This is a genomic window from Pontibacter actiniarum (genome assembly GCF_003585765.1).
Classification (GTDB): domain Bacteria; phylum Bacteroidota; class Bacteroidia; order Cytophagales; family Hymenobacteraceae; genus Pontibacter; species Pontibacter actiniarum.
Genome location: NZ_CP021235.1, coordinates 4,147,652 through 4,173,222, shown reverse-complemented (window position 1 = coordinate 4,173,222; position 25,571 = coordinate 4,147,652). Strand labels below are relative to the sequence as shown.

Genomic DNA, 25,571 nt, shown 5'->3' with positions numbered 1-25,571 from the left:
CGCCTTTCTTTTGCCCCTCTTGCTGCCCCCTGAACTCCCGGCACGGCAGGCCGATAATTCGTAAGGGGTAATTCGTAATTCTATCAGCAAATGCCTATATTTACTTAACAAGCGCAACCTACTATGCTACTGGACTGGACAACAGTTATTTTGCTTATCGGCATCGGGCTGCTACTGATCGTGGTAGAGTTCATTTTTGTGCCGGGCACTACCATTGTGGGCATACTGGGCTTGATACTTACGGCCATCGGCGTCTGGATCGGCTATGCGGCCCTGGGCACAGAAACAGGCCACCTCATACTTGGCGGCACCGTGCTGATCGGCGGCCTGGCCTTTTTCTACAGTTTCCAGTCGAACAGCTGGGCCCGGTTTGCCCTGAAGGACCAGAACAAGAGCCGCGTAAACGAGGAGCACCAGCACACGCTGGAGCTGGGGCAGGAAGGCAGAACCGTGTCGGCGCTGCGGCCGCAGGGAACCGCGCTGTTTGCGGAGCGCCACTATGAGGTGCAGACACAGGGGGAGTACATCACGCCCAACACCGCGATCAGGATTATCAGGCTTAACCAGAATAAAATAACAGTAGAAGCAATCTCCTAACCTTATACAGATGGAATTATCCGCAATTTTCCTCATTGCAGGCGGCATTATCCTGCTCATTATCTTTTTATACTTCGTTCCGATCAGCCTGTGGATCACGGCGCTGTTCTCGGGGGTGCGCGTTGGGCTGGCAGAGCTGATCTTCATGCGCATCCGTAAAGTGCCGCCAAGCCTGATCGTCAACTCCATGATCAACTCCACCAAGGCGGGCATCGACCTGACAACGACGGAGCTGGAAACCCACTACCTGGCGGGGGGCAACGTGCCGATGGTTATCAAAGCGCTTATCTCCGCAGACAAGGCCAACATACCGCTGTCTTTCAAGCAGGCCACCGCCATCGACCTGGCAGGCCGCAATGTGTTTGAGGCGGTAACCACCTCGGTAAACCCCAAAGTGATCAACACGCCCAACGTAGCCGCCGTGGCGCAGGACGGCATCCAGCTGATCGCAAAGGCGCGCGTGACGGTGCGGGCCAACATAAACCAGCTGGTGGGCGGTGCCGGCGAGGAAACCATACTTGCCCGCGTGGGCGAGGGCATCGTTACCTCCATCGGCTCCTCTACCTCGCACAAAAGCGTGCTGGAGAACCCGGACATGATCTCGAAGCTGGTGCTACAGAAGGGCCTGGACGCCGGTACGGCCTATGAGATCCTTTCCATAGATATTGCCGATATCGACGTGGGAGAAAACATTGGGGCAAAGCTGCAGATTGACCAGGCCGGCGCCGACCTTAGAGTAGCTGAGGCCAAGGCAGAAGAGCGCCGCGCCATGGCCGTGGCCGTGGAGCAGGAGATGAAAGCCAAGGCACAGGAGGCACGCGCCAACGTAATTCAGGCAGAGGTGGAGATTCCGCAGGCGCTCGCAGCGGCTTTCCGAAGCGGCAACCTGGGCATTATGGACTATTACCGCATGCAGAACATCCAGTCCGACACTGATATGCGCAACTCCATTGCGAACCCGGGCCAGCAACAGCAGGGCAGCGCTAACAGGCCGAAGGAGTAAAGCTCCTTTCTTTCACTACAGCAGCGGCCACTCCCTCGCAAGGGAGTGGCCGCTGCTTTTCCGGGCATATACCCGCCTGAGTGCCTACAGGAAAGCACTCCGGAGAGTTTCAGGGGCAGACGTTTCCGTACCGGACAGCCTGCCGGACTCCTGCTTCAGAAGATAATTTCGTTACAAACTCCCGTTTAGCACCTTCTCAACGGTTCTTCTTGCCTCGTCATAGTTTGTGATAAATGACTCCAGCGGCCTGGAGCTCTGCTTTTGGAGCAGGGAAAGCAACGTTCTGGGCTGTACACCTAAAAACCGCTGCACCTCCTCCAGCACCTCCGAAGGCCTCTCGCTTAAGCCCTCGTAGGCGATAGAAAGCACCTCATGCTGCTGAAAAAGGCCCTTTAAGTAGTTCTGGTTCTGCATGTAAAGATCCAGGAACCGCGTCAGGTCTTCACAGTCGATGTGCATCTTCTCTCTTTCGGGCTTTACGTGCGCCCTGTCTGCACTCCACACCTTTGTCTTTTTAGCGATCTCCAGCGATACATACTGCTTTAGCAGGTCTTTCCTCACCAGGTGAATGATCCGGACATCCTTCCGTTGCATTACCTCATCGAAGGCACTCTGGTAGAACGGGTCCTGCAGATAGGAATAAAACAGTTTAAGCCCCACAGCTTTGATTTGCGGGCTATGCGGCTTAAACACGTACGCGCTCACAGGCTGTGGCGACGTGTAGAGGCCCGCCACCCTCTTCTCCCGCAGCACCTCCCCATAGGACATCACCTGCGGATGGAAGTTCAAGTAGGTATGCAGCAGCGTGGACCCGGTGCGGGGCTCGCACAGGATAGCAAAGGGCGTGTAGCCTCTACCCTTTTGGCGGCTGACCGCGTTGGAGAGTTGCTTTCGCTTTATGATGAGGTACGTGCGGAGGTGAAGCAGGTAGTTGTACATGGTTTGGTTGATGCGTTGTAGTGCGCGGCAAGCTTGTTTGAATTAAAACTGTGGTGCCACCCTTTTCAGCCAGCACAGCGGGTTAGCGGCTGATGATAATCCCGTACTTGTCCAGCAGCCCGGTTACCCCATCCACAGAGAACTTCGCTCCCTTTAGCCGATTGGCTTCCGGGTCTATCGAATAGCCGACCGACGTCCGCAGATCGGCCTTCTCCAACACCGTGCCGTCAAACATGGCGCTGCCCAGGTCACAGTTGCTGAAGACGGCTTTTGTCAGGTCCGCTTCCGCAAAGTCGGCCTCCTGCAAGCTGCAGTTCTTAAAAGCCGTGCCTTTTAGCTTGAGCCTGTAGAAAGAGGCCAGGTTAAGGGTACAGTCTTCGAAATCAAGGGACAGCAGGAAGGGGTTGCACTCGCTAAAGTTTAACCCCAGCAATTTACAGTTTCGGAACGACACGTCCTTTAAGGCTGTGCTGCGCATGTTGGCCATACTCATGTTACAGTCCCTGAACGTGCACTCCACAAATGCGACACCCGATAGATCTACCCCCGAAAAGGCACAGCTGCTAAAGGTGCAGTTATCGTACTCGCCTTTCTGCAGTCCGCTTTCCGAAAAGTCCACCCGCTCAAAAACCTGGTACTCTACTACACTTTCAGCCATTTATACTTCTCTTTAGGTGGTTTTCACGACTATAGCCTGCTCCGGAAGCACCAGCCGTACAAATATAAAAAGCCCGGCTCGTAACAGAACCGGGCTCTCTACATTTTATACTTTTATACTTCCGCAGCCTAGGCGGCTGGCTTCAGTGTAAATGTGCGGGTTACGCTGTTGTACGGGCCTGGCAGTACGTTGCCGTTGTTATCAACCAGCTCCAGCTTAATGGTGTTCTCCCCCATCGGCAGGCCTTCCATGATGTAAGGCATCCAGCGGTCAAGCATAAATTCGGAGCCGTTGATGGTGGCGCGCACTTTATTGCCGGTGGTAGAAAGGTCGGTGTTCACCAGGTAGAAGTCCAGCATTACCTTTTCAGCCTCCTTACCCACATACTCGCCTTTCGGGCGGCTATAGAACATATTTGGCGCATCCAGGTCAATGTCCAGCGTCTGAGTTGGTCGGCCGGCCGTTACTTTGCGCAGGTCATACGCGCCCTTGTGCTTCAGGCTTTCGTGGTAAGAGCGCGACAAAAAGGACAGAATCACGTGCTCCCCCTCTTCCAGGTCCTTGGTAAACTCCGTTTCGTAGTGGGCCGTGTAGGGCTGGTTGTCCACGATGTTGTGGATATGCTGCCCCTGGTGCGAGTTAGCGATGTGCTCGGCATTGGAGTGCGGCGTCATGCGCGTAAGCTGGTAGTTAGAGAGCGTATAGTCAAACGGAACCGGCCCTGGCTCCACCACACCACCGGCCGGAGGCGTGTTTAGCCGCAGCTGCGATTCCGGGTACTTCTGAGAGTTGTCAAAAGCGTACACGCGCAAGCCATTCTTACTCATTACGGCACCTACAGGCGTTGGGCCTTCACTCATGGCTGTCTCAGCAGGTGTTTGTGTTTCGGCTTCCTGGGTTTGGCGTGCAGTGTCACAGGCAGAAAAGCCGAGCATCAGGGCCGAGGCCAGAAGTAAATACGTTTTTTTCATGTAATAAGTGTTTGGTTAGCAATGCAGCTAATTTAGTGATTTTCTTCGTATATTGCGAGGTACGTGAATACCACAAAAAAGTATACGCTAGAATTATATGAGCGAGATTTTGTTTGACGAGGTTCCTTCCTTAGACTTGGCGGATTTCACTTCTGGAGATGCGGAAAGAAGGGCTCGATTTGTAAAGCAACTGGGCGATGCCTATCAGAACATCGGTTTCATTGCGCTGCGTAACCACGGCCTCAGCGATGAGCTGACCGAGAAGCTGTACGCTGCCACGAAAGAATTCTTTGCCTTGCCGGATGAGGTAAAGCAAAAGTATGAGCACCCGGAGCTCGCCGGCCAGCGCGGCTACGTAGGCAAGGGCAAGGAGAAGGCGAAAGGCTTCAACACCGGTGACCTGAAAGAGTTTTACCATGTGGGCCAGGAGCTGAGCGATATCCCGGACAGCGACCCGATCAAGGCGGAGTACCCGGAGAACATTTTCCCGGCAGAGGTACCGGCGTTCAAGGAAGTTACCCTGGAGGCCTACCGCAAGCTGGAGGAAGCAGGAAAGCAAGTGCTTCGCGCTATCGCCATACACCTGGGCCTGGACGAAGAGTACTTTGATGAGAAGGTGAAGTATGGCAACAGCATTCTGCGCCCTATCCACTACTTCCCGATCGAGAACCCGGACAGCGTGCCTGCCGACGCCGTACGCGCGGCCGAGCACGGTGATATCAACCTGATCACGCTGCTGATGGGCGCCAGCGCCGACGGCCTGCAGGTGCTTCGCCGCGACGGCCAGTGGATCCCGATCACGGCCCTGCCGGAGCAGGTAGTGGTAAACGTAGGCGATATGCTGGCTCGTTTAACGAACAACAAGCTGAAGTCTACCATCCACCGTGTGGTAAACCCGCCGCGCGAGCTGATGCACACCTCCCGCTTCTCTATTCCGTTCTTCATGCACCCGCGCTCCGAAATGGACCTTACCTGCCTGGAGAGCTGCATTGACGAGAAAAACCCGAAAGCTTACCCGGATGCCACCGCTGGTGAGTATCTGAACGAGCGACTGGTGGAGCTTGGGCTAAAAAGAGCATAAGCCGTTACAACAACAATAAAAAAGAGAGATAGCGTAAAAGCTGTCTCTCTTTTTTTATTTTTATGCCACCATGAGTTTGCGCTACTATATCTTCCTGAAAGACGTACTAATGCTCGCCTTCACAGCTTTTGGAGGCCCGCAGGCGCATATTGCCATGATGTTTAAGCTACTGGTAGACAAGCGCCGCTACCTTACCGAGCAGGAGCTCATTGAACTCAACGCGCTTTGCTCTATTTTGCCGGGCCCTACCTCCACACAGACCATTACGGCTATCGGCTATAAGATCGGAGGGCCTAACCTGGCGTACCTTACCCTGCTGGTTTGGATTGCCCCTGCCGCCACCATTATGGCCATAGCCGCACTGGCTATTTCATACCTGCAGGACCAGGGCATCTCGTTGGAGTTCCTGAAGATTATCCAGCCCATGGCGGTTGGCTTTGTCGCCTACGCCGCCTACATGATCAGCGTAAAGGTGGTAAACACCAAAACAGGGGTAGTGCTGATGGTGATATCCGCCATACTGGCCTACTTTTTCAGCTCCCCCTGGGTTTTCCCGGCCCTGCTTATAGCCGGCGGGTCCGTTACAGCCCTGCGTTTCAGGCAGCACCCGCTCGAGCAGGACAAAAAGCTGCGGATACAGTGGGCCAACTTTGTACTTTACGTGGCGGTGCTGATCACGGCAGCCGTACTTGGTAAAGCAACCTCCTCGCTGCCCGTGCGCCTGTTCGAGAACTTCTACCGGAACGGCAGCCTTGTGTTTGGCGGCGGCCAGGTACTGATTCCGCTGCTCTACGCTGAGTTCGTAGATTTTAAAGGCTACTTAACGGGCGAAGAGTTTCTGTCAGGCTACGCAATCGTGCAGGCGCTGCCCGGCCCCACCTTCTCCTTCGCCTCCTTTGTAGGTAACCTGGCAATGCGCAAGTTCGGCACGGCCGGACAAATGCTTGGTTCCTTTGTAGCCACCGTCGGCATCTTCCTGCCGGGCACGTTCCTGATTTTCTTTGTAATCAGGTTCTGGGATGAACTGAAAAAGTATAGGGTCGTGCGTGCCTCCCTGGAGGGTATTAGCGCCGTGAGCTCTGGCATGGTGGTGGCTGCGGCCATCCTGCTGTACCACCCCATTGAGAACACTGTGCTTAACTTTGGCATTGTTGCCGCTACCTTCTGCCTGTTGATGTTCACCAAGATTCCCCCACCCCTCCTTATCCTGACGGGCTTACTGCTCGGCTTCGCAATTTATTAAAAGAAAGAGCCCGGCCAAATCAGTTTAGCCGGGCTCTTTCTTTATCTCATGGTAGTATTCTTTTACTTCAGCAGGCCGAGAAGGTACTCTCCGTAGCCGCTCTTTCGCAGCGGCTCTGCCGCCTGCCGCAGCTGCTGCTCCGAGATGAAGCCCATGCGCCAGGCCACCTCCTCAATGCAGCCTATCTTAAGGCCCTGCCGCTCCTCTATCACCTGCACAAAGGTGGCCGCCTGCATCAGCGACTGGATCGTGCCCGTGTCGAGCCAGGCGGTGCCTCTGTTCAGCACGCCCACCTTCAGCTTGCCCCTCCTCAGGTACTCGCGGTTCACGTCCGTGATCTCGTACTCGCCCCGCGCGCTCGGCTCCAGGCCCTTGGCTATTGCCACCACCTCGTTGTCGTAGAAGTACAGCCCCGGAACGGCGTAGCTGCTCTTGGGCTCCAGCGGCTTCTCCTCAATGGAGACGGCCTGCATGTCCCCGTCGAACTCCACCACCCCGTAGCGCTCCGGGTCGTGCACGCGGTAGGCGTAGACCACGCCCCCCTCGGGGTCCGCATTCTCCCGCAGCGTGCTGCCCATGCCCGCCCCGTAGAAGATGTTGTCGCCCAGCACCAGGGCTACCTTGTCAGAGCCAATGAACTCCTCCCCGATCACGAAGGCCTGCGCCAGCCCGTTGGGCTCCTCCTGCACGGCGTAGCTGAAACGGCAGCCTATGCGGCTTCCGTCACCCAGCAGACGCTCGAACATGGGCAGGTCGTGCGGTGTGGAGATGATCAGGATCTCTCTGATCCCTGCCAGCATCAGGGTGGAGAGCGGGTAGTAGATCATCGGCTTATCATAAACCGGCATCAGCTGCTTACTCACCGCCAGCGTCAAAGGGTGAAGTCTGGTGCCGGAACCTCCGGCAAGTATAATTCCTTTCATGTATACCAATAAAGGCTGCTATTAATGTGCCGCAGCCGCTTTTGTGTCTCTGTAAATAAACTCCTGATTTTCCTTAAACCAATCAAAGGTGCGCTGCAACCCTTCTTCTATCCGCACTTTAGGCTCATACTGCAGCAAGCCCTTCGCTTTGGATATGTCGGCGAGGCTGTCCCGGATGTCTCCTGCACGGTCAGGGCCATGCACAGGCTCCACATCTACAGCAGCAGCCTTCTTCAGGATGTGGAACATCTCCAGCAGCGAAGTTCTATCGCCTACAGCAATGTTGTACACTTGGTTAACCGCCTCCGCGTTGTCTACCAGCGCTGCCTTGATGTTTGCCTGCACGCAGTTTTCAATGAAGGTGAAGTCGCGGGTCTGCCCCCCGTCACCGTTTATCTTTGGCGAGCGGTTATGGATCAGCGCGTCGATGAAGAGCGGGATTACTGCGGCGTAGGCACCGTTCGGGTCCTGTCTCGGCCCGAAGATGTTAAAGTAGCGCAGGCCGATGATTTCCATGCCGTACGTCTTGCCGAAAACATCGGCATACAACTCGTTGGCATACTTCGTTACCGCGTACGGCGAAAGTGGCTTTCCAATCCTATCCTCCACTTTCGGCAACTCCTTGCTATCCCCGTAGGTAGAAGAAGAGGCGGCGTACACAAAGCGCTTGATGTTGTTTTCCTTGGCGGCAGTCAGCATGTTCACAAAGCCGCCCACATTCACATCGTTACTCGTGATCGGGTCGTTAATGCTTCTGGGCACAGAGCCAAGCGCCGCCTGGTGCAGCACAACATCCATTCCGGCACAGGCTTCCATACAGGTCTGCGGGTCCCGGATATCGCCTTCCATCAACTCAAATGCAGGGTTATCCAGGAACTGCTCTATATTCTTGCGGTAGCCGTTCGAGAAGTTGTCCAACACACGAACTTTGCCCGCTTTATACTTTAAAAGGTACTCGACCAGGTTGGAGCCAATAAAACCAGCGCCACCGGTTACCAAAAAAGAGGTGTTACTCAGTGGCTTATCGTGGTATGGGAAATCGTACATATACTGTTTTTTCTTTTTACTGTTTATCTGTGGGTATACTGCCCCTCGTAGTAGCTCTGGTAATTGCCGGAGGTTACATTCTCCAGCCACTCCGGGTTCTGCAGGTACCAGTCCACTGTTTTGCTTAGCCCCTCCTCAAAGGTCACCGATGGTTTCCAGCCCAGCTCGTCCATCAGCTTAGAGGAGTCGATGGCATAGCGCAGGTCGTGGCCGGCGCGGTCTTTCACAAAGGTGATCAGCTTGCGGGAGTATCCTTTCTTGCGGCCCAGCTTCTCGTCCATCTGGTCGCAGAGCAGCTCGATCAGGTCCAGGTTTTTCCATTCGTTCACCCCGCCGATGTTGTAGGTCTCCCCCACTTTGCCCTCGTGGAAGATCACATCGATGGCACGGGCGTGGTCGAGCACGTAAAGCCAGTCGCGCACGTTCTCCCCCTTGCCGTACACCGGTACCGGGCGCTCGTTTTTGATGTTGTTGATGGCGAGCGGGATGAGCTTCTCCGGGAAATGGTTAGGGCCGTAGTTATTCGAGCAGTTCGAGATCTTTACCGGCAGGCCGTATGTATGGAACCAGGCCCGCACGAAATGATCGGAGCTTGCCTTGGAGGCGGAGTACGGCGAGCGCGGGTCGTAAGCTGTCTCCTCGGTGAAAAGGCCCTCCTCTCCCAGCGAGCCGTACACCTCATCGGTGGAGACATGGTAGAACAGGTGCTCCTGCAGGTTACCCGCCCAGTGCTGGCGCGCCGCATTGAGCAGGTTCACCGTACCGATCACGTTGGTCTGCACAAAGGCCAGCGGGTCTGTAATGGAGCGGTCCACGTGCGACTCCGCCGCCAAGTGGATCACCGCGTCAAACTTATACCTGGAGAAAATCTCCTCCAGATAGGCCGCGTCCACGATGTCTCCCTTCAGGAAGGTGTAGTTCTCGCGGTCCTCGATGTCCGACAGGTTGGCCAGGTTACCGGCGTAGGTCAGCTTGTCGAGGTTGTAGATTTGATAGCTTGGGTATTTGGTGACGAACAGGCGCACCACGTGCGAGCCGATAAAGCCCGCTCCGCCCGTAATCAGTATTTTCATGCTTATTTTTTTTCTTTCTGAAGCGATAACTGCCAGTCCCAGGCGCTTTTCATAGCTTCCTCCAACGTGCTGGTGGTTTTGAAACCGAGTTCTTCGGTGGCTACACTTACATCGGCGTAGATCTTCGGCACATCTCCCACACGGCGTGGCCCCACTTTATAGTTCAGTTTCTGCCCAGATGCTTTCTCAAAGGCCTTGATAGCCTCCAGCACAGTGTTACCCGTACCCGTGCCCACGTTGAAGAACTCAATTGCCCGCGCCTTGCCTTGCAGCAAACGCTCTACGGCCACCACATGCGCCTTTGCCAGATCCACAACATGGATGTAGTCGCGGATACAGGTGCCGTCCGAAGTGTCGTAGTCATCGCCGAACACTGTCAGCTGCTCGCGCATGCCTACAGCCGTCTGCGTGATAAACGGCACCAGGTTGTTAGGCACCCCCAAAGGCAGCTCCCCTATCTTGGCAGAAGGGTGCGCCCCGATCGGGTTAAAGTAGCGCAGTGCCGTTGCCTTTATGCTGCTTTTACCGCTGTTTGCCAGGTCAGTCAGCACCTCCTCGCACATTTTTTTCGTGTTACCGTAAGGTGAGTTTGCTTTCTGCACCGGCGTTTCCTCAGTTACGGGCAGCTTGTCCGGAATGCCGTACACTGTGCAGGACGATGAGAACACCAGGTTCGTAACCCCGACTTCCTCCATCACCTGCAGCAGTGCCACCAGCGACCCCACGTTGTTGTGGTAGTACTTCAGCGGCTCCGCCACCGACTCGCCTACTGCTTTATAGGCTGCAAAGTGGATGACTCCCTGGATATTCTGCTCCTGCTCAAACACACGGCGCAGGGCTGCTGTGTCGGTGCAGTCGATGCGGTGGCAGGGAACGCTACGGCCAAGTATGGCGGCAATTCCCTCCAATGCACTTTCCTCTGAATTTGAAAAATTATCTACGATGACAGGCTCATAACCAGCCTGTACCAGCTCTACCACGGTGTGAGAGCCAATATAGCCGGCGCCGCCCGTTACCAGTATCTTTTCTTTTGTCAAAACTTATAAGCTTGTGTATTCTATGTCTTTTATTTTACCGCGCAGGATGCCCTTGAGGTCCACCAGGATCGGCGCGTCGTTCATGATCGACTTGAAGTAGTTCTCATCCAGTTCCAGGTATGGCTGGTGCGGCACGGCCACTACCACAGCGTCATAGCCCTTTCCGGCCGCTTCCACCAGGCCGAAGCCGTACTCATGCTGCAGCTCCTCGGAGTTAGCATACGGGTCCACCACCTCTACGTTCACGCCGAAGCTTTTTAGCTCCCGGATCACATCCACCACCTTTGAGTTTCGGATATCCTCCACGTTTTCCTTGAACGTGGCACCCATCACCAGCACCTTCGTCTGCGAAATGTTTTTGCCGCGCATGATCATCATCTTCACGAGCTTGTTGGCGATGTGCGCGCCCATGTTATCGTTGGTGCTGCGGCCGCTCAGAATAACTTTGGCATCGTAGCCCAGCGCCTTTGCCTTATACGTTAGGTAATAAGGGTCTACGCCGATGCAGTGGCCACCCACCAGACCCGGCGAGAAGCGCAGGAAATTCCACTTGGTTCCGGCCGCCTCCAGCACCTCGTAGGTGTTGATGTTCATCTTATCAAAGATGATTGACAGCTCGTTCATCAGAGCGATGTTCAGGTCGCGTTGCGTGTTCTCGATAACTTTGGCGGCCTCAGCCACTTTAATAGTAGAGGCACGGTGTACGCCGGCGTCTATCACCAGTTCATACACTTGGGCTATCTCCTCTGCTGCCTCCGGGTCGCTGCCAGAAACCACCTTCACGATTTTAGCCAGCGTGTGCTCTTTATCTCCCGGGTTGATGCGCTCAGGGGAGTAACCAACCTTAAAGTCCTCTCCGAACTTCAGGCCAGACTCGCGCTCCAGTACCGGCACGCAGTCCTCCTCCGTGCACCCAGGGTACACCGTCGACTCAAACACAACATAATCGCCTTTCTTCAGCACCTTGCCAACCGTAGCAGAGGCAGACAACAGCGGCTTCAGGTCAGGCTGGGCATAATTATCAATAGGTGTAGGCACCGCTACAATAAAGAACTGCGCCTCGCGCAGCACATCCAGGCTATCGGTAAAGGTGATGTCCGCCCCCTCAAACTCACTGCTTTCCAACTCTCCGCTGGGGTCGATGCTATTGCGCATCAGCTCCACACGTTTCGAGTTAATATCAAACCCGATCACCTTTATCTTTTTGGCAAAAGCCAGGGCAATGGGCAAGCCCACGTAGCCTAGACCAATAACTGCAAGTTTGGCTTCTTTGTTAAGTAGTTGTTCGTACACGTATTTATTGCTTAGTTATCCTGATACAACATTCAAACCCTCACCGAGATTTGTTAGGGTGTGCCTGCCAGAGGCTCATCGGCAGCAGCTTTAGGGGCAAAACGACCCCTTATACGTTGGCATTGCTTTTAAGCTGCCGTTTACACCCTAAAGCCGGTGCATTTATTGATTTTACATCAAAAGTACAATTTTAACTCATACTTTGGATAGTCTTAGTCCTGAAAATTCGCCTGGGCTACCGCTTTGCCCGAACAATGCGGTCCTTCCCGAACAGGTCCTGCACAACCTGCGCCTCCGCGAAACCCGCCTCCAGCATGAACTCCTGCACGGCTTTGCCGTAGCGCTCGTTAATCTCGAAGTACAAGATACCACCTTTTTTCAAGAGCTGCAGCCCCACCTCCGTTATCCTTCTGTAGTATCTCAGGGGGTCCTGGTTGGGCACGAACAGGGCAAGGTGCGGCTCATACTGCAGCACGTTCTTCCGCATCTGCTCCTTTTCCTCCTCCAGCACATAGGGCGGGTTGCTCGTGATGATGTCCAGGGACCCCGCGGCGACACGTTGCACCGGCTCAAAAATATCGGCCTGCAGCCACTCTACGGGCAAGCCATACTTGGCGGCGTTGCTGCGGGCTACCTGCAGCGCGCCCTCCGACACCTCCAGGCCATACACATCGGCGTTTGGCTGATTGGCCGCAAGTGCCAGCGGAATGCAGCCGCTGCCGGCACAGATATCCAGCACACGCAGCCCCGCCTGCCCCCTGTGCTCCCGCAGCACCAGGTCCACCAGCTCCTCCGTCTCCGGCCGGGGTATCAGCACGCGTTGGTCCACCAGCAGCTCCAGCCCGTAGAAATGGGCCACGCCCAGCACATACTGCACCGGCTCCTGCTGTGCCAGCCGCTGCACCACCAACTCCACCTGCGCTTCCTGCTCGGGCCGCACCTCCTCCTGCTGCGCCAGCGTTAGCTGCACACGGTTTTTCTGCAACACATGCTCCAGCACCAGCTGGGCTATGCTTCCTGCCTCCGGCTCAGGGTAGGCTGCTTTTATTTTATCCCGGATATGCTGCTGTAACTGCTGAATAGTGGCCACGTCTATACTTTGTGTTGATTTCGGTATCTTTGCAAAAGTAACTAAACAGATACTAGTAGCAAGACGTTAGATTTTGGACTTCGCTCCTGCAGAACGAGCAACCTTTAGCATCTTGTACTTTTATACCCGGCATCTTGCACCCTGAAGTATGGCTACAACCGACGAAAAGTACATGCGGCGCGCCCTGGAGCTGGCTCAATTGGGCAACGGCTACACCAGCCCCAACCCTATGGTGGGCTGTGTGGTGGTGCACAACGGGCAGATAATCGGGGAGGGCTGGCACCAGAAATACGGCGGCCCCCATGCCGAGGTTAACGCTATTGCCGCAGTGGAGGATAAAAGCCTGCTGCCTAAAAGCCGGGTGTACGTCACCCTGGAGCCCTGCTCGCACTATGGCAAAACCCCGCCCTGCGCCGACCTGCTCATCAGCCACGGCGTGAAGGATGTGGTTATCTGCAACACAGACCCTAACCCGCTGGTGGCAGGGCGTGGCATTAAGAAGCTGTTCGAAAGTGGTGCGCAGGTAAAGGTAGGCGTGCTGGAGGAGCAGGGGCTGGCGCTGAACAGGCGTTTCTTCACCTTCCACACGCAGAAGCGCCCGTATGTTTTCTTGAAATGGGCGGAAACAGCTGATGGCTTTATCGCGGCGGCCAATTACCGGCAGGAGCAGATCAGCGGCAGGCTGGCCCAGCGGCTGGTGCACAAGTGGCGCTCCGAAGAGCAGGCCATAATGGTCGGCAGCCGCACCGCCCTCTACGATAACCCGCGCCTGAATACGCGCCTGTGGCAGGGGCAGCAACCGTTGCGCCTGGTAATAGACAAGCAGTTGCTACTGCCCCCGCACCTGCACCTCTTCGACGGGAGCTGGCCAACGGTGGTATACACCCACCAAAAGCAGCAGGACCGCGAGAACGTGCACTTCGTGCAGCTGGAGGCAGGGGAACTGATGCTTCCGCAGATCATGCAGGACCTTTACCAGCGAAATGTACTGTCGGTATTGGTGGAGGGGGGCACCTTTCTGCTGGAGAGCCTGCTGCAGGAGAACCTCTGGGATGAGGCGCTGGTTTTTAAGAGCCCGAGCAAGTTGCTCTTAGCCGGTGTAAAAGCGCCGGGCATGTCCTACGGGCAGTTAAAAAGCATTCAAACTTTAGGGCCTGATCAACTGTTGCACTATACTAGATCTTAGACACAAGACTTTTGCGTTCACCACTTACATATTCACTCACTAAAAATTCAGTTATTCAATATTAAACCATGGCCGAATCACTTCTTGTAGATGCCAACCTCAGCAAAGAGGAAAAGTATAAGGCGCTGCTTCCGCAAATAGAGGCGCTCACCACCGGTGAAACCGACCTGATTGCAAACATCTCCAACCTGGTAGCCGCGTTACGCCAGGGTATGGGCTACTTCTGGGTGGGTGTGTACTTCAACAAAGAGGGCCAGCTGGTGCTGGGCCCATTTCAGGGGCCGGTGGCCTGCACGCGCATTCCGTACCACAAAGGGGTTTGCGGGGCCTGCTATACGCAGCAGAAAACAATGCTGGTACCGGATGTGGAGGCTTTCCCGGGCCACATCGCCTGCAGCAGCGACTCTAAGTCAGAAATTGTGCTGCCCGCCATAAAGGATGGGGAGGTAAAACTGGTGCTGGACGTAGACAGCGACAAACTAAACGACTTCGACGAGGTAGACCAGCAGTACCTGGAGCAGCTAATGAAACTGGTGGAAAGCTGGTATTAGTCCAGACGTTAGATAGAAGACGTAAGATTTTAGACTCTCATGTTGAGATTGGGGCCTATAGGAAAACATAGTTGCTCGTGCAGCCACGCGCAGTGCCTCACCAGACTTGTGACGTTTGCAGGCGTTTCTAAAAACATCCTATAAATGCCAATTCTCCTGAAAGTCCTGATTCAGATAAATAAAAAGGCCGCTGCAGTTTATACTTGCAGCGGCCTTTTTTGTCTAATATCTAGCGTATAGCATCTTGAAGATTACCCAAACAAGGTTGGCGGTGGTGTTTTTAGCTGTGCGATAACAGTCTGCCCGCCTTTTGTTTTCTGGCCAAGCTCTGCTTTTATTTCGGTGTCCAGCGGCACGAAGATATCGACGCGTGAGCCAAACTTGATGAAGCCGAACTCCTCGCCCTGGCTTACCTCATCTCCCTCGTTTACATACCACACAATGCGGCGCGCCATGGCCCCGGCAATCTGGCGGAAAAGCACCTCCGGCCCGGCCGTAGACTCTACCACAACCGTGGTGCGCTCGTTCTGGGTGCTCGATTTCGGGTGCCACGCTACAAAGTAGTTACCCGGGTGGTACTTAAAGTACTTTACGATGCCCGACACCGGGTTACGCGTAATGTGCACGTTGATCGGCGACATGAAGATGGAGATCTGCTTGCGCTTGTCCTGAAAGTACTCCGGCTCCTCCACCTCTTCGATCACCACCACCTTGCCGTCGGCTGGGGCTATGATCAGGTCTTCGTGCAGCAGCAGGTTGCGGTACGGGCTCCTGAAGAACTGGAGAATTAATAGGAAAAGAACGGCAGACACGGCGGAGAAGATTCTGTTGAAGGTGCCATTCTCCGGATTGAAGTTGTAGAGCAACAAGTTCAGCACTATCAGAATCAACAATGTAAAAAATAAAATTCTCCGTCCTTCTTTATGAATTTTCATCCGTTTTTGTGTTTGCCGCAGGTACTTTATAACTCATAATAGCCCATCCAGTTTAGTAGATGGGCTATTACCTGCTTCAAAATTATACAATCTTTCGCTTATTCTTCTAAAAAATATATTTTAGAAGCCCCCGCGATACTTGTACGTCATGGCTACCTTATCGATGGCCACAATGTAAGCAGCGATACGCATGGGTACGTTATACTTTTGCGAAGCGGCGTAAACGCGCTCGAAAGACTCGTTCATGATGCGCTCGGCACGCTCGTTTACGCGGTCCAGCGTCCATTTAAAGCCCATGCGGTTCTGCACCCACTCAAAGTAAGACACCGTTACGCCACCAGAGTTCGCCAGGATATCCGGCACAACCATGATGCCTTTCTCATTGATGATGTTGTCGGCTTTATAGGAAGTCGGTCCGTTGGCTCCCTCCACAATCAGGCGGGCCTGGATCTTGTCCACGTTATGGATGGTGATCACGTCTTCTACGGCGGCAGGCACCAGTACGTCTACCTTAGAAGTCAGCAGCTCGTCCGGGTTCATCTGCTCTGCCCCTTTGTAGCCTTCCAAACGGCCGTTGTGGGCGTTTTTATACTCGATGGCCTCTTCGATGTCTATGCCGTTGTCGTTCCAGTACGCTCCGCTCACATCGCTGATGCCCAGGATCTTCACCCCGCGCTCTGCCATCAGTTTGGCAGCCCAAGCGCCTACGTTACCGAAGCCCTGCACCACAGCGGTAGATTTATACGGGTCCATGCCCAGCTTTTCCATGGCCGCCATGGCCGATACCATCACGCCGCGACCTGTTGCCTCTACACGGCCCAGCGAGCCGCCCAGCACCAACGGTTTGCCTGTTACTACGGCATGTGTGGTGGAACCTTTTGTTTTAGAGTACTCGTCCATCAGCCAGGCCATCTCGCGCGGGCCTGTGCCCATGTCCGGAGCCGGTATGTCCTGGTCCGGGCCGAAGATATCTACCAGCGAGGAAGTATAGGCTCTTGTCAGACGCTCGATTTCACCAGCCGACATAGAATAAGGATCGCAGATGATACCGCCTTTGGCTCCGCCATAAGGAATATCCACCACCGCGCACTTCCAGGTCATCCAGGCGGCCAGGGCCTTCACCTCGTCCAGGAACACATCCGGCGCGTAACGGATACCGCCTTTTGATGGCCCCAGGATCGTAGAGTGTACTACACGGTATCCTTCAAACACACGCACCTTGCCGTCATCCATGGTCACAGGCACGTTTACGATTACCTGCCGAGTAGGAGACTTCAGTACGTTGTATACTTCTTCATCCAACCCAAGCACCTCAGCGGCTATGTTGAAGCGCGACATCATCGACTCAAAAGGATTTTCTCTGTCCTTAATTGGTGCTGGCTCTTTGTATAACATCATCTACTCAAAAATTTTTATTGTGAGTACTCAATCAGTTTTAGTGTTTCCGGGGTAAAGTTGAGAATTATACTTACAACCTCCTAAAAGGCTGATGTAAATTTTTCAGAAGATCTCCAGGAACGTAACTATGAACGGAATTGCCATTAAAAGGCTGTCAAATCGGTCCAAAATTCCGCCGTGGCCAGGCAACAGGGTCCCGGAGTCCTTCACGCCCAGGCTGCGTTTCAACATGGATTCGGAAAGGTCGCCGAGCACGCCGAAAACGGCCACCAGCACGGCCATGCCCACCCACTGGTACAGCTCCAGATCAACGAAGAGGAAAGACATGCCATAGCCGACCAGCACGGCCAGCAGCGTGCCCCCGGCCCACCCCTCCCAGGTTTTACCCGGCGAGATGCGCTCAAAAAGCTTGTGCTTGCCAAAGCTCTTGCCGGCAATGTACGCTCCCGTGTCGGCGGCCCAGATCAGCAGCATCAAGCCAAGTATAGGCTGCCAGCTGTACGCCCCGTTGAGGAAGCCCAGCAGGTGCAGCAGGCCAAAAGGCCCGGCCACATAGGTTACACCCAGCAGGGTAAAGGCGATGTTGGTGAAGGGCTGCGGCTTTTTGCGGTACATCTCCACGATAAAAACCAGGAACAGCAGCGGCAGCGACAGGTAGAGCAGCTCCCCGGGCATCGCCTCGTTCTGCACCAGAAACATCGATGTGAAGAACACGCCGCCCACCAGGAGGCCCAGCGGCTTGTTGGGCCGCATGCCCTGCACGCTTACCAGGTTATAGAACTCGGAGATCCCCAGCAGCGTGAGCCCCAGAAACAGCAGAAAGTAGGTCCACTCGCTGTACCAGATGCCTCCTATAAAGACCGCGGCGCCCAGCACCCCTACTATGATTCGTTGATTTAGATTGCTCAGGGAGGAGATGTTTTTACTCATGAACAGGAATGGCGTCGGCGGGCGACGGGGTTATAAGGTGATTTTATCGCTTGTCTAGGTACGGTCTTCTATCTCTTCGGCCTCGGCCACGCTCTGCTTGCGAAGCGGCAGCCGGGCAAAGCCCTGGTACAGAAAGTAAATAATGGCCGCGCTGATCAGCACCGACAGAGCTATACTGTACAAGGGCATTGGTTCAGTGCTCTCGATATCGGCATCTATCGTGCGCGTCTGCTGCAAGTATAGCATAAAAACCGTAAACCCGTTATTTACAAAGTGCGCCACGATCGGCACGCTCATGCGGCCCGACCAGAAATAGAGGTAGCCGAAGAGGGCACCCAGTATGGCCCTCGGAAAGAAACCGAAGAACTGCACGTGGATGGCACCGAAAATGATTCCCGTTATCCAAATGGCCACATGCATGTTGCCGCTCCAGCGGTAAATCTGCCGCTGCGCAATGCCCCGGAACACCAGCTCCTCGCCCACGGCCGGTATGGCCGCAAAAACAAGCAGGCCCACCAGCAGCTGCGGCACGGTCTCGAAGCGGGTGATCAGCTTCGTCAGCTCTGCCAGCTGGTCCTCCTGCTGGCGCGCCCACTGCTCAAAACCGCTCATAAAGTTCGGGAAGTCCAGGTTGGCGTTCCAGTTGATGATAATGGAGTTCGCCGGCATGATGAGCACGATCAGCGCGGCGCTAATGAGCACCAGCAGCCACGAGGGCCGTACTTTCCAGTTCAGGTAATCAGCGGGTTTGTAGTTGAGCGAGAGCAGCAGGAACAGCGGCGCCACGATAAAGGCAAAGAACTGCAGCACCCCCTGCAGCATCAGCATAACGCCCGGCCCCTGGGGGTGCGAAGCGGGGTTGGTGGCCACGTCCGCCAGTTGAAAAAGGCTGACCCCAAATATCCAGTCTGCCAGCAGGCCAACGGCAAACATAGCCACAAAGTAGCCTCCGGCCATGTACACAATCAGCAGCAACAGCACCCAACTAGGGTGCAGATCTTTGGAGATGAAACCTTTCATACTGATAATTAGGTTTAGTTGACGTAAATTTACGCGAAAATATAGATTTTGCTTTGGTAAAGATTGCTAACATAGAGCTAGGGGAGTTTCCGTTGTTGCTGGCCCCGATGGAGGACGTAAGCGACCCGCCGTTCCGGAAGGTGTGCAAAGCCAACGGTGCCGACCTAATGTACACGGAGTTTATCTCCTCTGAGGGTTTGATACGGGATGCCGCCAAAAGTGTGCAAAAACTCGACATTTTTGACTACGAGCGCCCGATCGGCATCCAGATATTCGGTTCCGACATCGAGTCGATGCGCGAGGCGGCGATTGTGTCTGCCCAGGCTGGCCCCGACCTGATCGACATCAACTACGGCTGCCCCGTGAAAAACGTGGCCTGCAAGGGTGCCGGCGCGGCGCTGCTGCGCGATGTGCCCAAGATGGTGAAGATGACGGAGGAGATCGTAAAAGCCACCAACCTGCCGGTAACCGTGAAAACCCGCCTCGGCTGGGACGAGAACACCAAGTATATTGTAGAGACGGCCGAGCGCCTGCAGGATATCGGCATCAAGGCCCTGAGCATACACGGGCGCACGCGCGTGCAGATGTACAAAGGCGAAGCCGACTGGAGCCTGATTGCGGAGGTGAAGAACAACCCGCGCATGCAGATCCCCATCTTCGGGAACGGCGACATAGACTCGCCGCAGAAGGCGCTGGAGTACCGCAACAGGTATGGCGTGGACGGCATCATGATCGGCCGCGCCAGCATTGGCTACCCGTGGATATTCAACGAGATAAAGCACTACATGAAAACCGGTGAGATACTGCCGGGGCCGACGCTGGAGGAGCGCGTGGAAGTATGCCGCCAGCACTTCACGCACTCGCTGGAGTGGAAGGGCGATAAGCTGGGCATCTTTGAGATGCGCCGCCACTACACCAACTACTTCCGCGGGCTGCCGCACTTTAAGCCGCTCCGCATGAAACTGGTGCAGTCCGAAGACATCCAGGAAATCTACGACACACTGGACGAGATCGCGCAGACGATGAGCTATCAGGAAGCATAAAAAGTGCTCCTCGCCCTGTCAATAACCGCATCCCCTGCCCTCACCGGCCGGGGATGCTTCTTTCTGCGAGATGAAAATCCGCAAGAACCGGGTTGTTCCGGAGAGGAGGTTTTAAGTACTTGCCCCTATGTTCGCCCCGAACCGGCAGTAACGTATTCCGGCATGGCGTCTCATCTAAAAGCTTTGCAGAGCTAAGGGGGCAGGAAAGACAACCGATCCTCTAAGCCGTTATTTTGCAGTTGCACGTTAACACACTACTTCTCTAACTTCTAAACGCTTTACCCTATCAAAACCGCTACTACTCCCGCTCCGGTTAAAACCACCAACAACGCCCTTGCCTGGCTCCTGATCGTCGTGCTGACGCTGATCTGGGGCACCTCTTTTATCCTGATGAAGAAAGGGCTGGTCGTGTACTCGTCTGGGGAGCTGGGGGCACTGCGGATGGTGATTGCCTGCGCGGCCCTGCTGCCCTTTGCACTGCCGCATGTGCGCAAGATGGAGCCGCGCCAATGGAAATACCTGGCAGGCAGCGGAGTGCTGGGCAACTTTCTGCCGGCGTTCCTTTTTGCCTACGCCGAAACGCGGCTTGCCAGCGGGCTGGCCGGGGTGCTTAACTCTCTCACGGCGCTGTTCACGCTCCTGGTGGGCGCCTTGTTTTTCCGCCAGTCCATCACCTGGATGCGCATGCTCGGCATCATCATCGGCATTGCAGGCACAGCCATCCTTATCTTCTCGGGCAACGGCAGCGCCAACATGGACAACAAGTACTATGGCCTGTACATTGTAGTGGCCACCATCTGCTACGGCGGCAGTGTGAACATCATTAAGCACCGCCTCCACAACCTGAAGCCGTACGTTATCTCCGGGCTGGCCCTGCTCACTGTAGGGCCCGTGTCCCTGGCTTACCTGCTGACGACTGACTTTGCGTACAAGCTACAGCATGTGCCGGGGGCCTGGGAGGCGCTGATGTACATTGCCATACTTGCCGTGTTCAGCACCGCTATCGCGCTGGTGCTTTTCAACAAGCTCATCCACATTTCCACAACGCTCTTTGCCAGCTCCACCACCTACCTTATCCCCATTGTGGCCCTTATGTGGGGCGTCCTCGACGGGGAAACCATTGAGCTTTGGCATTACCTGGGCATGCTGGTGATTCTGGCGGGCGTGTTTATCGTAAACCGCGCCAAATAGCAGAGCGACCCTCCTCCACCGCCACCGCCGGGGCAGGCGTAAACATTTCAAAGTTTCCTATTTCTTTTCTATATTAGGGGGTTTTGTAAAAACGTTTACTACTAAATGAAGCTATATAAGCCCCTCCTGAGCCTCTTGCTGCTCTTCCTGCTATCGGTGCAAGCCATGGCACAGGATGCTGTTTCCAGAGACGCCATAGAAGAACTGCAACTACAGGCCATCAACGATACCGCGTTTACCCTGCGCACCACCTCCGAGGCCGGAAACCTGATCAAATACAACGGGCAGCTCCCCCTGCGGATAAACGGAGAGCTCCAGGAAACGCTTTTCACTGAAGGCGAAGCCAATTTTTCCCTGCCGGAGCAGGCCAACCTGGTGCAGGTAAGCGCAAACCTGGGCACCCACACCCTTGCCCGCCTGTACCGCCTCGATGCGGAGGGGGAGCACGGCGTACGCGAGTTCCCTATGTGGCTGTCCATACTTCCGCCGCTGATCGCCATTGTGCTGGCCCTGATCTTCCGGGAGGTGCTGCTGGCGCTGTTCGCCGGCATCTGGGTGGGCGGCTTCGTTATCTACGGCCTGTCCTTTAAGTCCTTCTTTACCGGTTTGCTGGCCGTGGGCGACACCTACCTAATGGAGGCGCTGACGGATGGCGACCACGTGTCGGTGATCATCTTCTCCATGCTGATTGGCGGCATGGTGGCTATCATCTCCAAAAACGGCGGCATGGCCGGGGTTGTTAACCTGCTCTCGCGCTATGCCCGCTCCGCCAAAAGCTCACAGGTGGTTACCTGGGTGCTGGGCGTGGCCATTTTCTTTGACGACTATGCCAACACCTTGATTGTGGGCAACACCATGCGCCCGGTTACGGACGGGCACCGCGTGTCGCGCGAGAAGCTGGCCTACATCGTGGACAGCACGGCAGCGCCTGTGGCGGCTATTGCCTTTGTTACCACCTGGATCGGAGCCGAGCTGGGCTATATCAAAGATGCGGCCATCAGCCTCGGGATTGAGGAAGGCGCCTACTCCATGTTCTTTCACTCGCTCGAGTACGCTTATTACCCGGTGCTGACGCTGACGTTTATGCTCATGCTGATCCTGATGAACCGCGACTTCGGCTCCATGCACAAAGCGGAAGTCAGAGCCCGCACCACCGGCGCCGTTACCTCCGCCAGCCTGGATGAGGCCGGGCAGGAAAAGCAACAGCAGGAGATGGCCGAGTTCGAACCGATCGACCCGACGCGCACCCGCGCCCTGAACGCGCTGCTGCCTGTGCTCACCGTGATCGCGGGCACCGTTGTCGGCTTGCTGTACACCGGCTACGCGCCAGAGGTTTGGGCCGACACCAACTTTGGCGTACTGCGCAAGCTGTCCATCACTATCGGTAACTCCAACTCCTACACAGCCCTTATCTGGGCCTCCCTTAGCGGGGTGATTGTGGCGATTGCCTTAACGGTGAGCCAGCGCATCATGAGCTTAACAGCCACCATGGAGTCGCTGGTGGTCGGTTTTAAGACGATGCTCCCCGCCATACTGATACTGGTGCTGGCCTGGTCGCTGGCGGCGGTAACGCAGGAGCTGTACACGGCAGAGTACCTCACCTCGCTCTTCTCGGGCAACATTTCCCCGCACTTCCTGCCGGAGATCACTTTCTTCCTGGCGGCTATCATAGCTTTCTCCACGGGCTCCAGCTGGGGCACCATGGCCATACTTTACCCGCTGATGCTACCGGCCGCCTGGTATGTGTGCCAGCAGCAGGGCTTTAGCCTGGACGAAACCATGCCCATCATCTACAACGTGATTTCGGTGGTGCTGGCAGGCTCTGTTTTCGGTGACCACTGCTCCCCGATCTCCGACACCACCATCCTGAGCTCCCTTGCCTCCGGCTGTAACCACATCGACCACGTGAAGACGCAGCTGCCCTATGCCGTTACCGTGGCGCTGGTAGCCAACCTGGTATGCACAAACCTGTCGAGCTGGGGCGTGCACTGGCTGCTGGTGTACCTGATCGGAGGGGTTATACTTTGGGGCTTTATAAAAGCGTTCGGCAAGAAGAACGAGGTCGAGCCGGTGCCTGAGGCAGAGGCTGTCTCTTAACCATGTGAGTCATTAACGCCAAAATCAAAAGCGGCCACTCCTTTACAGAGTGGCCGCTTTTGATTTTGGTGCCCCAAACATACACGGAAGCTAGTCCAGCTTGAGCGCGTAAAAGTCGTGCACCACGGCGCGGGCTCCGTAGCTTTCCTTGTTCCGGATCAGCCCCTCATTCAGGTACTGCCCCTGCTGCTCTGTGGACACACCGAAGCTAAAGTATACTTTCTGTGCATATACTTCCCGCAGCAGCCAGTCCACCAGCACATCCAGGGCTCCCACCTCACGCCCCACGGCTGAAGTGGCCATGTACTGGCAATGCGCGACGGTTGCCGTTTCGTAAACCAGCACCCCGGCCAGTAGCTCGCGGCCGTCTGTGGCGGTGTACAGCCTAATGTTCTCCGGAAAGCGGGAGGCAAGCAGCTCTATCTCCGCCGCCGTATGCGCCGGAGCCAGGTTATACTTTTCCTGCAGCACCTCCTGGCCTAAGCGCATAAACGCCTCGTACGCCGTGCTCTGCATTAGCTGCAGGGGCGGCGCCTGCTTCAGTTTCCGCTTCCGCAGCGTAGCGTACGGCAGTTGGTTCTGCAGCGCTATCACCGAGTTTACATCTCGCCTGTAAAGTGTGGCTCCGTGGCGGAATAGCGCATATTGATCCTCCTCGGCCGGCAGCCGGTGGTAAATGTGCGGAATGGCTTTATAGTTTATACTTCGGAACCCTCGGGCCGCAAAGTACGCTTTCATGGCCTGCACCATCTCCAGCAGCAGCGCCGCCTTCATGCGTTTGCCTGTCACGAAGCCTCCGTAGGACAGGCCCCCGTGGCTGTGCACCTCCTGCCCGGCCTCGTTTGCCGGCAGAAGCGCCACCAGCCTGCCCTTGTGGTAAAACAGGAGCGAGTGGTCTGTAAACCGGTCAGCATGGTACTCCATATAGTCCCGGTGCAGCATAAAGGTGCCGTTCTTGGATGCCGCCACAAACGCATCCCAGGCTACTTTATACTTCCCGCTGTACTTTACTACCTCAACCATTTATGCGACAAAAGACTGTTTTAAAAAAGCAACTACCTGTTCAGCACAATCCGGAAGGTGGTGCCTTTCCCGAGCTCCGACCACTTCACGTACAGCCTGCCCTCGTGGTAGTTGTCGATAATGCGTTTGGCAAGCGCCAGGCCCAGGCCCCAGCCGCGCCGCTTCGTGGTGAAGCCCGGCAGGAACACCGAGTCTACCTTGCTTTTGGGGATGCCCTTGCCGGTGTCCGTGATGTCCACGGCAATGCTGCCCTTGCCCAGCAGCACCAGCTGAATGTTTATACTCCCGCGGCCTTCCATGGCATCCACGGCATTCTTGCAGATGTTCTCAATCACCCAGTCGTACAGCGACACGTTTACCTTGGCCGTAATATCGGCCGCAAAGTTAGACTCCACCGTAAAGGCCACCTTGCGCGAAATGCGGTTCTGCAGGTAGTTGATGGCGTTCTGCGTCACCTGCAGAATGTTCTCATCACGCAGCGTCGGCACCGAGCCGATGTTGGAGAAGCGCTCTGTGATCACCTCCAGGCGCCGCACATCCTTGCCCAGCTCTTCCAGTATCGGCTCGTTTTCGAACTTAGGGTTGGCTTTGATGTACTCATACCACGCCATCAGCGACGAGAGCGGCGTGCCCAGCTGGTGCGCTGTTTCCTTGGCCAGGCCCACCCATACCCTGTTCTGCTCGGCGCGGCGGGAGTAGCTGAAGGCAAAGTAAGCGATCAGGGCAAAGCAGGAGATCACGATCAGCTGCACGTACGGGTAGTAGCGCAGCTGCGAGAGCAACTCAGAATCCTTATAAAACACGTAGTTCACCGAGCCCTCCGCCCAAGGCACCACGATCGGCTCGTGCTGGGCCTTCATCTTCTCGATCTGGTGCTGCAGGAACTCGTTTATTTTATCTGGCTTGTCCGAAATGTTTTCGGGTATATCGATGTTCTTAGAATCGAGAATATTCTCCTTTTCATCCGTCAGGATAACAGGAACCGTGGTGTTGGAGGAAAGGATCTCCTCCTCGATAAACACGATGTTGTCGTCGCTGGGGGCGTTGATCATGTAGCGGAGGCCCTTGGCATACAGCTGCACCAGCTCCTGCTCCCGCTCCGATAACTTGCTGACAAGTATGTTAGTATAGGTAATGGTGGCGGCACCGATGATAAGAGCAATGATAACAACAACGAGTTTTATTCTGTTCTTCTGGGAGTAAATGGGGATCATGCAGTAAACACGTAATTTATTTGAAATT

Annotated in this window: 24 protein-coding genes; 9 read left to right on the top strand and 15 right to left on the bottom strand. The window is 55.4% G+C overall.

Annotation, left to right across the window (positions count from 1 at the left end; all coding sequences use genetic code 11):
* The first annotated feature begins 123 nt into the window (after nucleotides 1-123).
* Both CA264_RS18005 and floA read left to right on the top strand, forming a co-directional pair.
* Nucleotides 124-597 (top strand): NfeD family protein, encoded by a 474-nt coding sequence (locus CA264_RS18005; RefSeq protein ID WP_025608788.1) that lies wholly within the window; start codon nucleotides 124-126, stop codon nucleotides 595-597.
* Nucleotides 598-607: 10 nt separating this feature from the next.
* Nucleotides 608-1,600, top strand: coding sequence for a flotillin-like protein FloA (gene floA / locus CA264_RS18000; protein ID WP_025608787.1), 993 nt, complete (start codon nucleotides 608-610; stop codon nucleotides 1,598-1,600).
* 171 nt (nucleotides 1,601-1,771) lie between these two features.
* Here floA and CA264_RS17995 read toward each other — a convergent pair whose 3' ends face one another.
* From CA264_RS17995 to CA264_RS17985, 3 genes are all read right to left on the bottom strand, one after another.
* Complete coding sequence (locus CA264_RS17995; RefSeq protein WP_025608786.1) at nucleotides 1,772-2,539, bottom strand: Stf0 family sulfotransferase; 768 nt, start codon at nucleotides 2,537-2,539, stop codon at nucleotides 1,772-1,774.
* An 82-nt stretch (nucleotides 2,540-2,621) separates the two neighbouring features.
* Nucleotides 2,622-3,197 (bottom strand): pentapeptide repeat-containing protein, encoded by a 576-nt coding sequence (locus tag CA264_RS17990; protein WP_025608785.1) that lies wholly within the window; start codon nucleotides 3,195-3,197, stop codon nucleotides 2,622-2,624.
* Nucleotides 3,198-3,325: 128 nt separating this feature from the next.
* Entirely contained in the window at nucleotides 3,326-4,168 is an 843-nt protein-coding gene (locus tag CA264_RS17985; protein WP_025608784.1) for a hypothetical protein, read from the bottom strand.
* A gap of 97 nt (nucleotides 4,169-4,265) precedes the next feature.
* On the opposite strand from CA264_RS17985, the gene CA264_RS17980 reads away from it, so the two are divergent.
* Complete coding sequence (locus CA264_RS17980) at nucleotides 4,266-5,249, top strand: isopenicillin N synthase family dioxygenase (RefSeq protein WP_025608783.1); 984 nt, start codon at nucleotides 4,266-4,268, stop codon at nucleotides 5,247-5,249.
* A 70-nt stretch (nucleotides 5,250-5,319) separates the two neighbouring features.
* Nucleotides 5,320-6,492: a chromate efflux transporter gene (chrA, locus tag CA264_RS17975; RefSeq protein ID WP_025608782.1), complete on the top strand. Its 1,173-nt coding sequence runs from the start codon at nucleotides 5,320-5,322 to the stop codon at nucleotides 6,490-6,492.
* 62 nt (nucleotides 6,493-6,554) lie between these two features.
* Here chrA and rfbA read toward each other — a convergent pair whose 3' ends face one another.
* The 6 genes from rfbA to prmC all read right to left on the bottom strand — a co-directional run bounded on the left by rfbA (nucleotide 6,555) and on the right by prmC (nucleotide 12,955).
* Nucleotides 6,555-7,415, bottom strand: coding sequence for a glucose-1-phosphate thymidylyltransferase RfbA (gene rfbA / locus CA264_RS17970; protein WP_025608781.1), 861 nt, complete (start codon nucleotides 7,413-7,415; stop codon nucleotides 6,555-6,557).
* A gap of 21 nt (nucleotides 7,416-7,436) precedes the next feature.
* Nucleotides 7,437-8,462, bottom strand: a complete 1,026-nt coding sequence (locus tag CA264_RS17965) for an SDR family oxidoreductase (RefSeq protein ID WP_025608780.1) — start codon at nucleotides 8,460-8,462, stop codon at nucleotides 7,437-7,439.
* Nucleotides 8,463-8,485: 23 nt separating this feature from the next.
* Nucleotides 8,486-9,535, bottom strand: a complete 1,050-nt coding sequence (gene rfbB / locus CA264_RS17960) for a dTDP-glucose 4,6-dehydratase (RefSeq protein WP_025608779.1) — start codon at nucleotides 9,533-9,535, stop codon at nucleotides 8,486-8,488.
* Between the two features lie 2 nt (nucleotides 9,536-9,537).
* The gene (gene galE, locus CA264_RS17955; RefSeq protein ID WP_119570456.1) at nucleotides 9,538-10,572 is read right to left on the bottom strand and encodes a UDP-glucose 4-epimerase GalE; all 1,035 of its coding nucleotides are present in this window, start codon (nucleotides 10,570-10,572) and stop codon (nucleotides 9,538-9,540) included.
* A 3-nt stretch (nucleotides 10,573-10,575) separates the two neighbouring features.
* Nucleotides 10,576-11,865: a nucleotide sugar dehydrogenase gene (locus CA264_RS17950; RefSeq protein WP_025608777.1), complete on the bottom strand. Its 1,290-nt coding sequence runs from the start codon at nucleotides 11,863-11,865 to the stop codon at nucleotides 10,576-10,578.
* 235 nt (nucleotides 11,866-12,100) lie between these two features.
* Nucleotides 12,101-12,955, bottom strand: coding sequence for a peptide chain release factor N(5)-glutamine methyltransferase (gene prmC, locus CA264_RS17945; protein WP_051364507.1), 855 nt, complete (start codon nucleotides 12,953-12,955; stop codon nucleotides 12,101-12,103).
* Nucleotides 12,956-13,103: 148 nt separating this feature from the next.
* On the opposite strand from prmC, the gene ribD reads away from it, so the two are divergent.
* On the top strand, nucleotides 13,104-14,141 hold the full coding sequence (ribD, locus tag CA264_RS17940) for a bifunctional diaminohydroxyphosphoribosylaminopyrimidine deaminase/5-amino-6-(5-phosphoribosylamino)uracil reductase RibD (RefSeq protein ID WP_025608775.1): 1,038 nt from the start codon (nucleotides 13,104-13,106) through the stop codon (nucleotides 14,139-14,141).
* A 68-nt stretch (nucleotides 14,142-14,209) separates the two neighbouring features.
* Nucleotides 14,210-14,692 (top strand): GAF domain-containing protein, encoded by a 483-nt coding sequence (locus CA264_RS17935; RefSeq protein WP_025608774.1) that lies wholly within the window; start codon nucleotides 14,210-14,212, stop codon nucleotides 14,690-14,692.
* 251 nt (nucleotides 14,693-14,943) lie between these two features.
* Here CA264_RS17935 and CA264_RS17930 read toward each other — a convergent pair whose 3' ends face one another.
* From CA264_RS17930 to CA264_RS17915, 4 genes are all read right to left on the bottom strand, one after another.
* On the bottom strand, nucleotides 14,944-15,627 hold the full coding sequence (locus tag CA264_RS17930; protein ID WP_025608773.1) for a phosphatidylserine decarboxylase family protein: 684 nt from the start codon (nucleotides 15,625-15,627) through the stop codon (nucleotides 14,944-14,946).
* A 120-nt stretch (nucleotides 15,628-15,747) separates the two neighbouring features.
* Nucleotides 15,748-17,022, bottom strand: coding sequence for a Glu/Leu/Phe/Val family dehydrogenase (locus CA264_RS17925; protein ID WP_025608772.1), 1,275 nt, complete (start codon nucleotides 17,020-17,022; stop codon nucleotides 15,748-15,750).
* Nucleotides 17,023-17,127: 105 nt separating this feature from the next.
* Nucleotides 17,128-17,955, bottom strand: a complete 828-nt coding sequence (locus CA264_RS17920; RefSeq protein ID WP_025608771.1) for a phosphatidate cytidylyltransferase — start codon at nucleotides 17,953-17,955, stop codon at nucleotides 17,128-17,130.
* Nucleotides 17,956-18,009: 54 nt separating this feature from the next.
* Nucleotides 18,010-18,975: a CPBP family intramembrane glutamic endopeptidase gene (locus tag CA264_RS17915; RefSeq protein WP_025608770.1), complete on the bottom strand. Its 966-nt coding sequence runs from the start codon at nucleotides 18,973-18,975 to the stop codon at nucleotides 18,010-18,012.
* A gap of 53 nt (nucleotides 18,976-19,028) precedes the next feature.
* Here CA264_RS17915 and dusB point away from each other — a divergent pair, with 53 nt between their 5' ends.
* The 3 genes from dusB to CA264_RS17900 all read left to right on the top strand — a co-directional run bounded on the left by dusB (nucleotide 19,029) and on the right by CA264_RS17900 (nucleotide 23,306).
* Entirely contained in the window at nucleotides 19,029-20,018 is a 990-nt protein-coding gene (gene dusB / locus CA264_RS17910; RefSeq protein WP_025608769.1) for a tRNA dihydrouridine synthase DusB, read from the top strand.
* A 285-nt stretch (nucleotides 20,019-20,303) separates the two neighbouring features.
* Nucleotides 20,304-21,209, top strand: a complete 906-nt coding sequence (locus tag CA264_RS17905; RefSeq protein WP_071784625.1) for a DMT family transporter — start codon at nucleotides 20,304-20,306, stop codon at nucleotides 21,207-21,209.
* Nucleotides 21,210-21,314: 105 nt separating this feature from the next.
* On the top strand, nucleotides 21,315-23,306 hold the full coding sequence (locus CA264_RS17900; RefSeq protein WP_162912097.1) for a Na+/H+ antiporter NhaC family protein: 1,992 nt from the start codon (nucleotides 21,315-21,317) through the stop codon (nucleotides 23,304-23,306).
* A gap of 90 nt (nucleotides 23,307-23,396) precedes the next feature.
* Here CA264_RS17900 and CA264_RS17895 read toward each other — a convergent pair whose 3' ends face one another.
* Together CA264_RS17895 and CA264_RS17890 are read right to left on the bottom strand one after the other, a co-directional pair.
* Nucleotides 23,397-24,329, bottom strand: coding sequence for a GNAT family N-acetyltransferase (locus tag CA264_RS17895; protein ID WP_025608766.1), 933 nt, complete (start codon nucleotides 24,327-24,329; stop codon nucleotides 23,397-23,399).
* A 32-nt stretch (nucleotides 24,330-24,361) separates the two neighbouring features.
* On the bottom strand, nucleotides 24,362-25,543 hold the full coding sequence (locus CA264_RS17890) for an ATP-binding protein (protein WP_025608765.1): 1,182 nt from the start codon (nucleotides 25,541-25,543) through the stop codon (nucleotides 24,362-24,364).
* Between the last annotated feature and the right edge of the window lie 28 nt (nucleotides 25,544-25,571).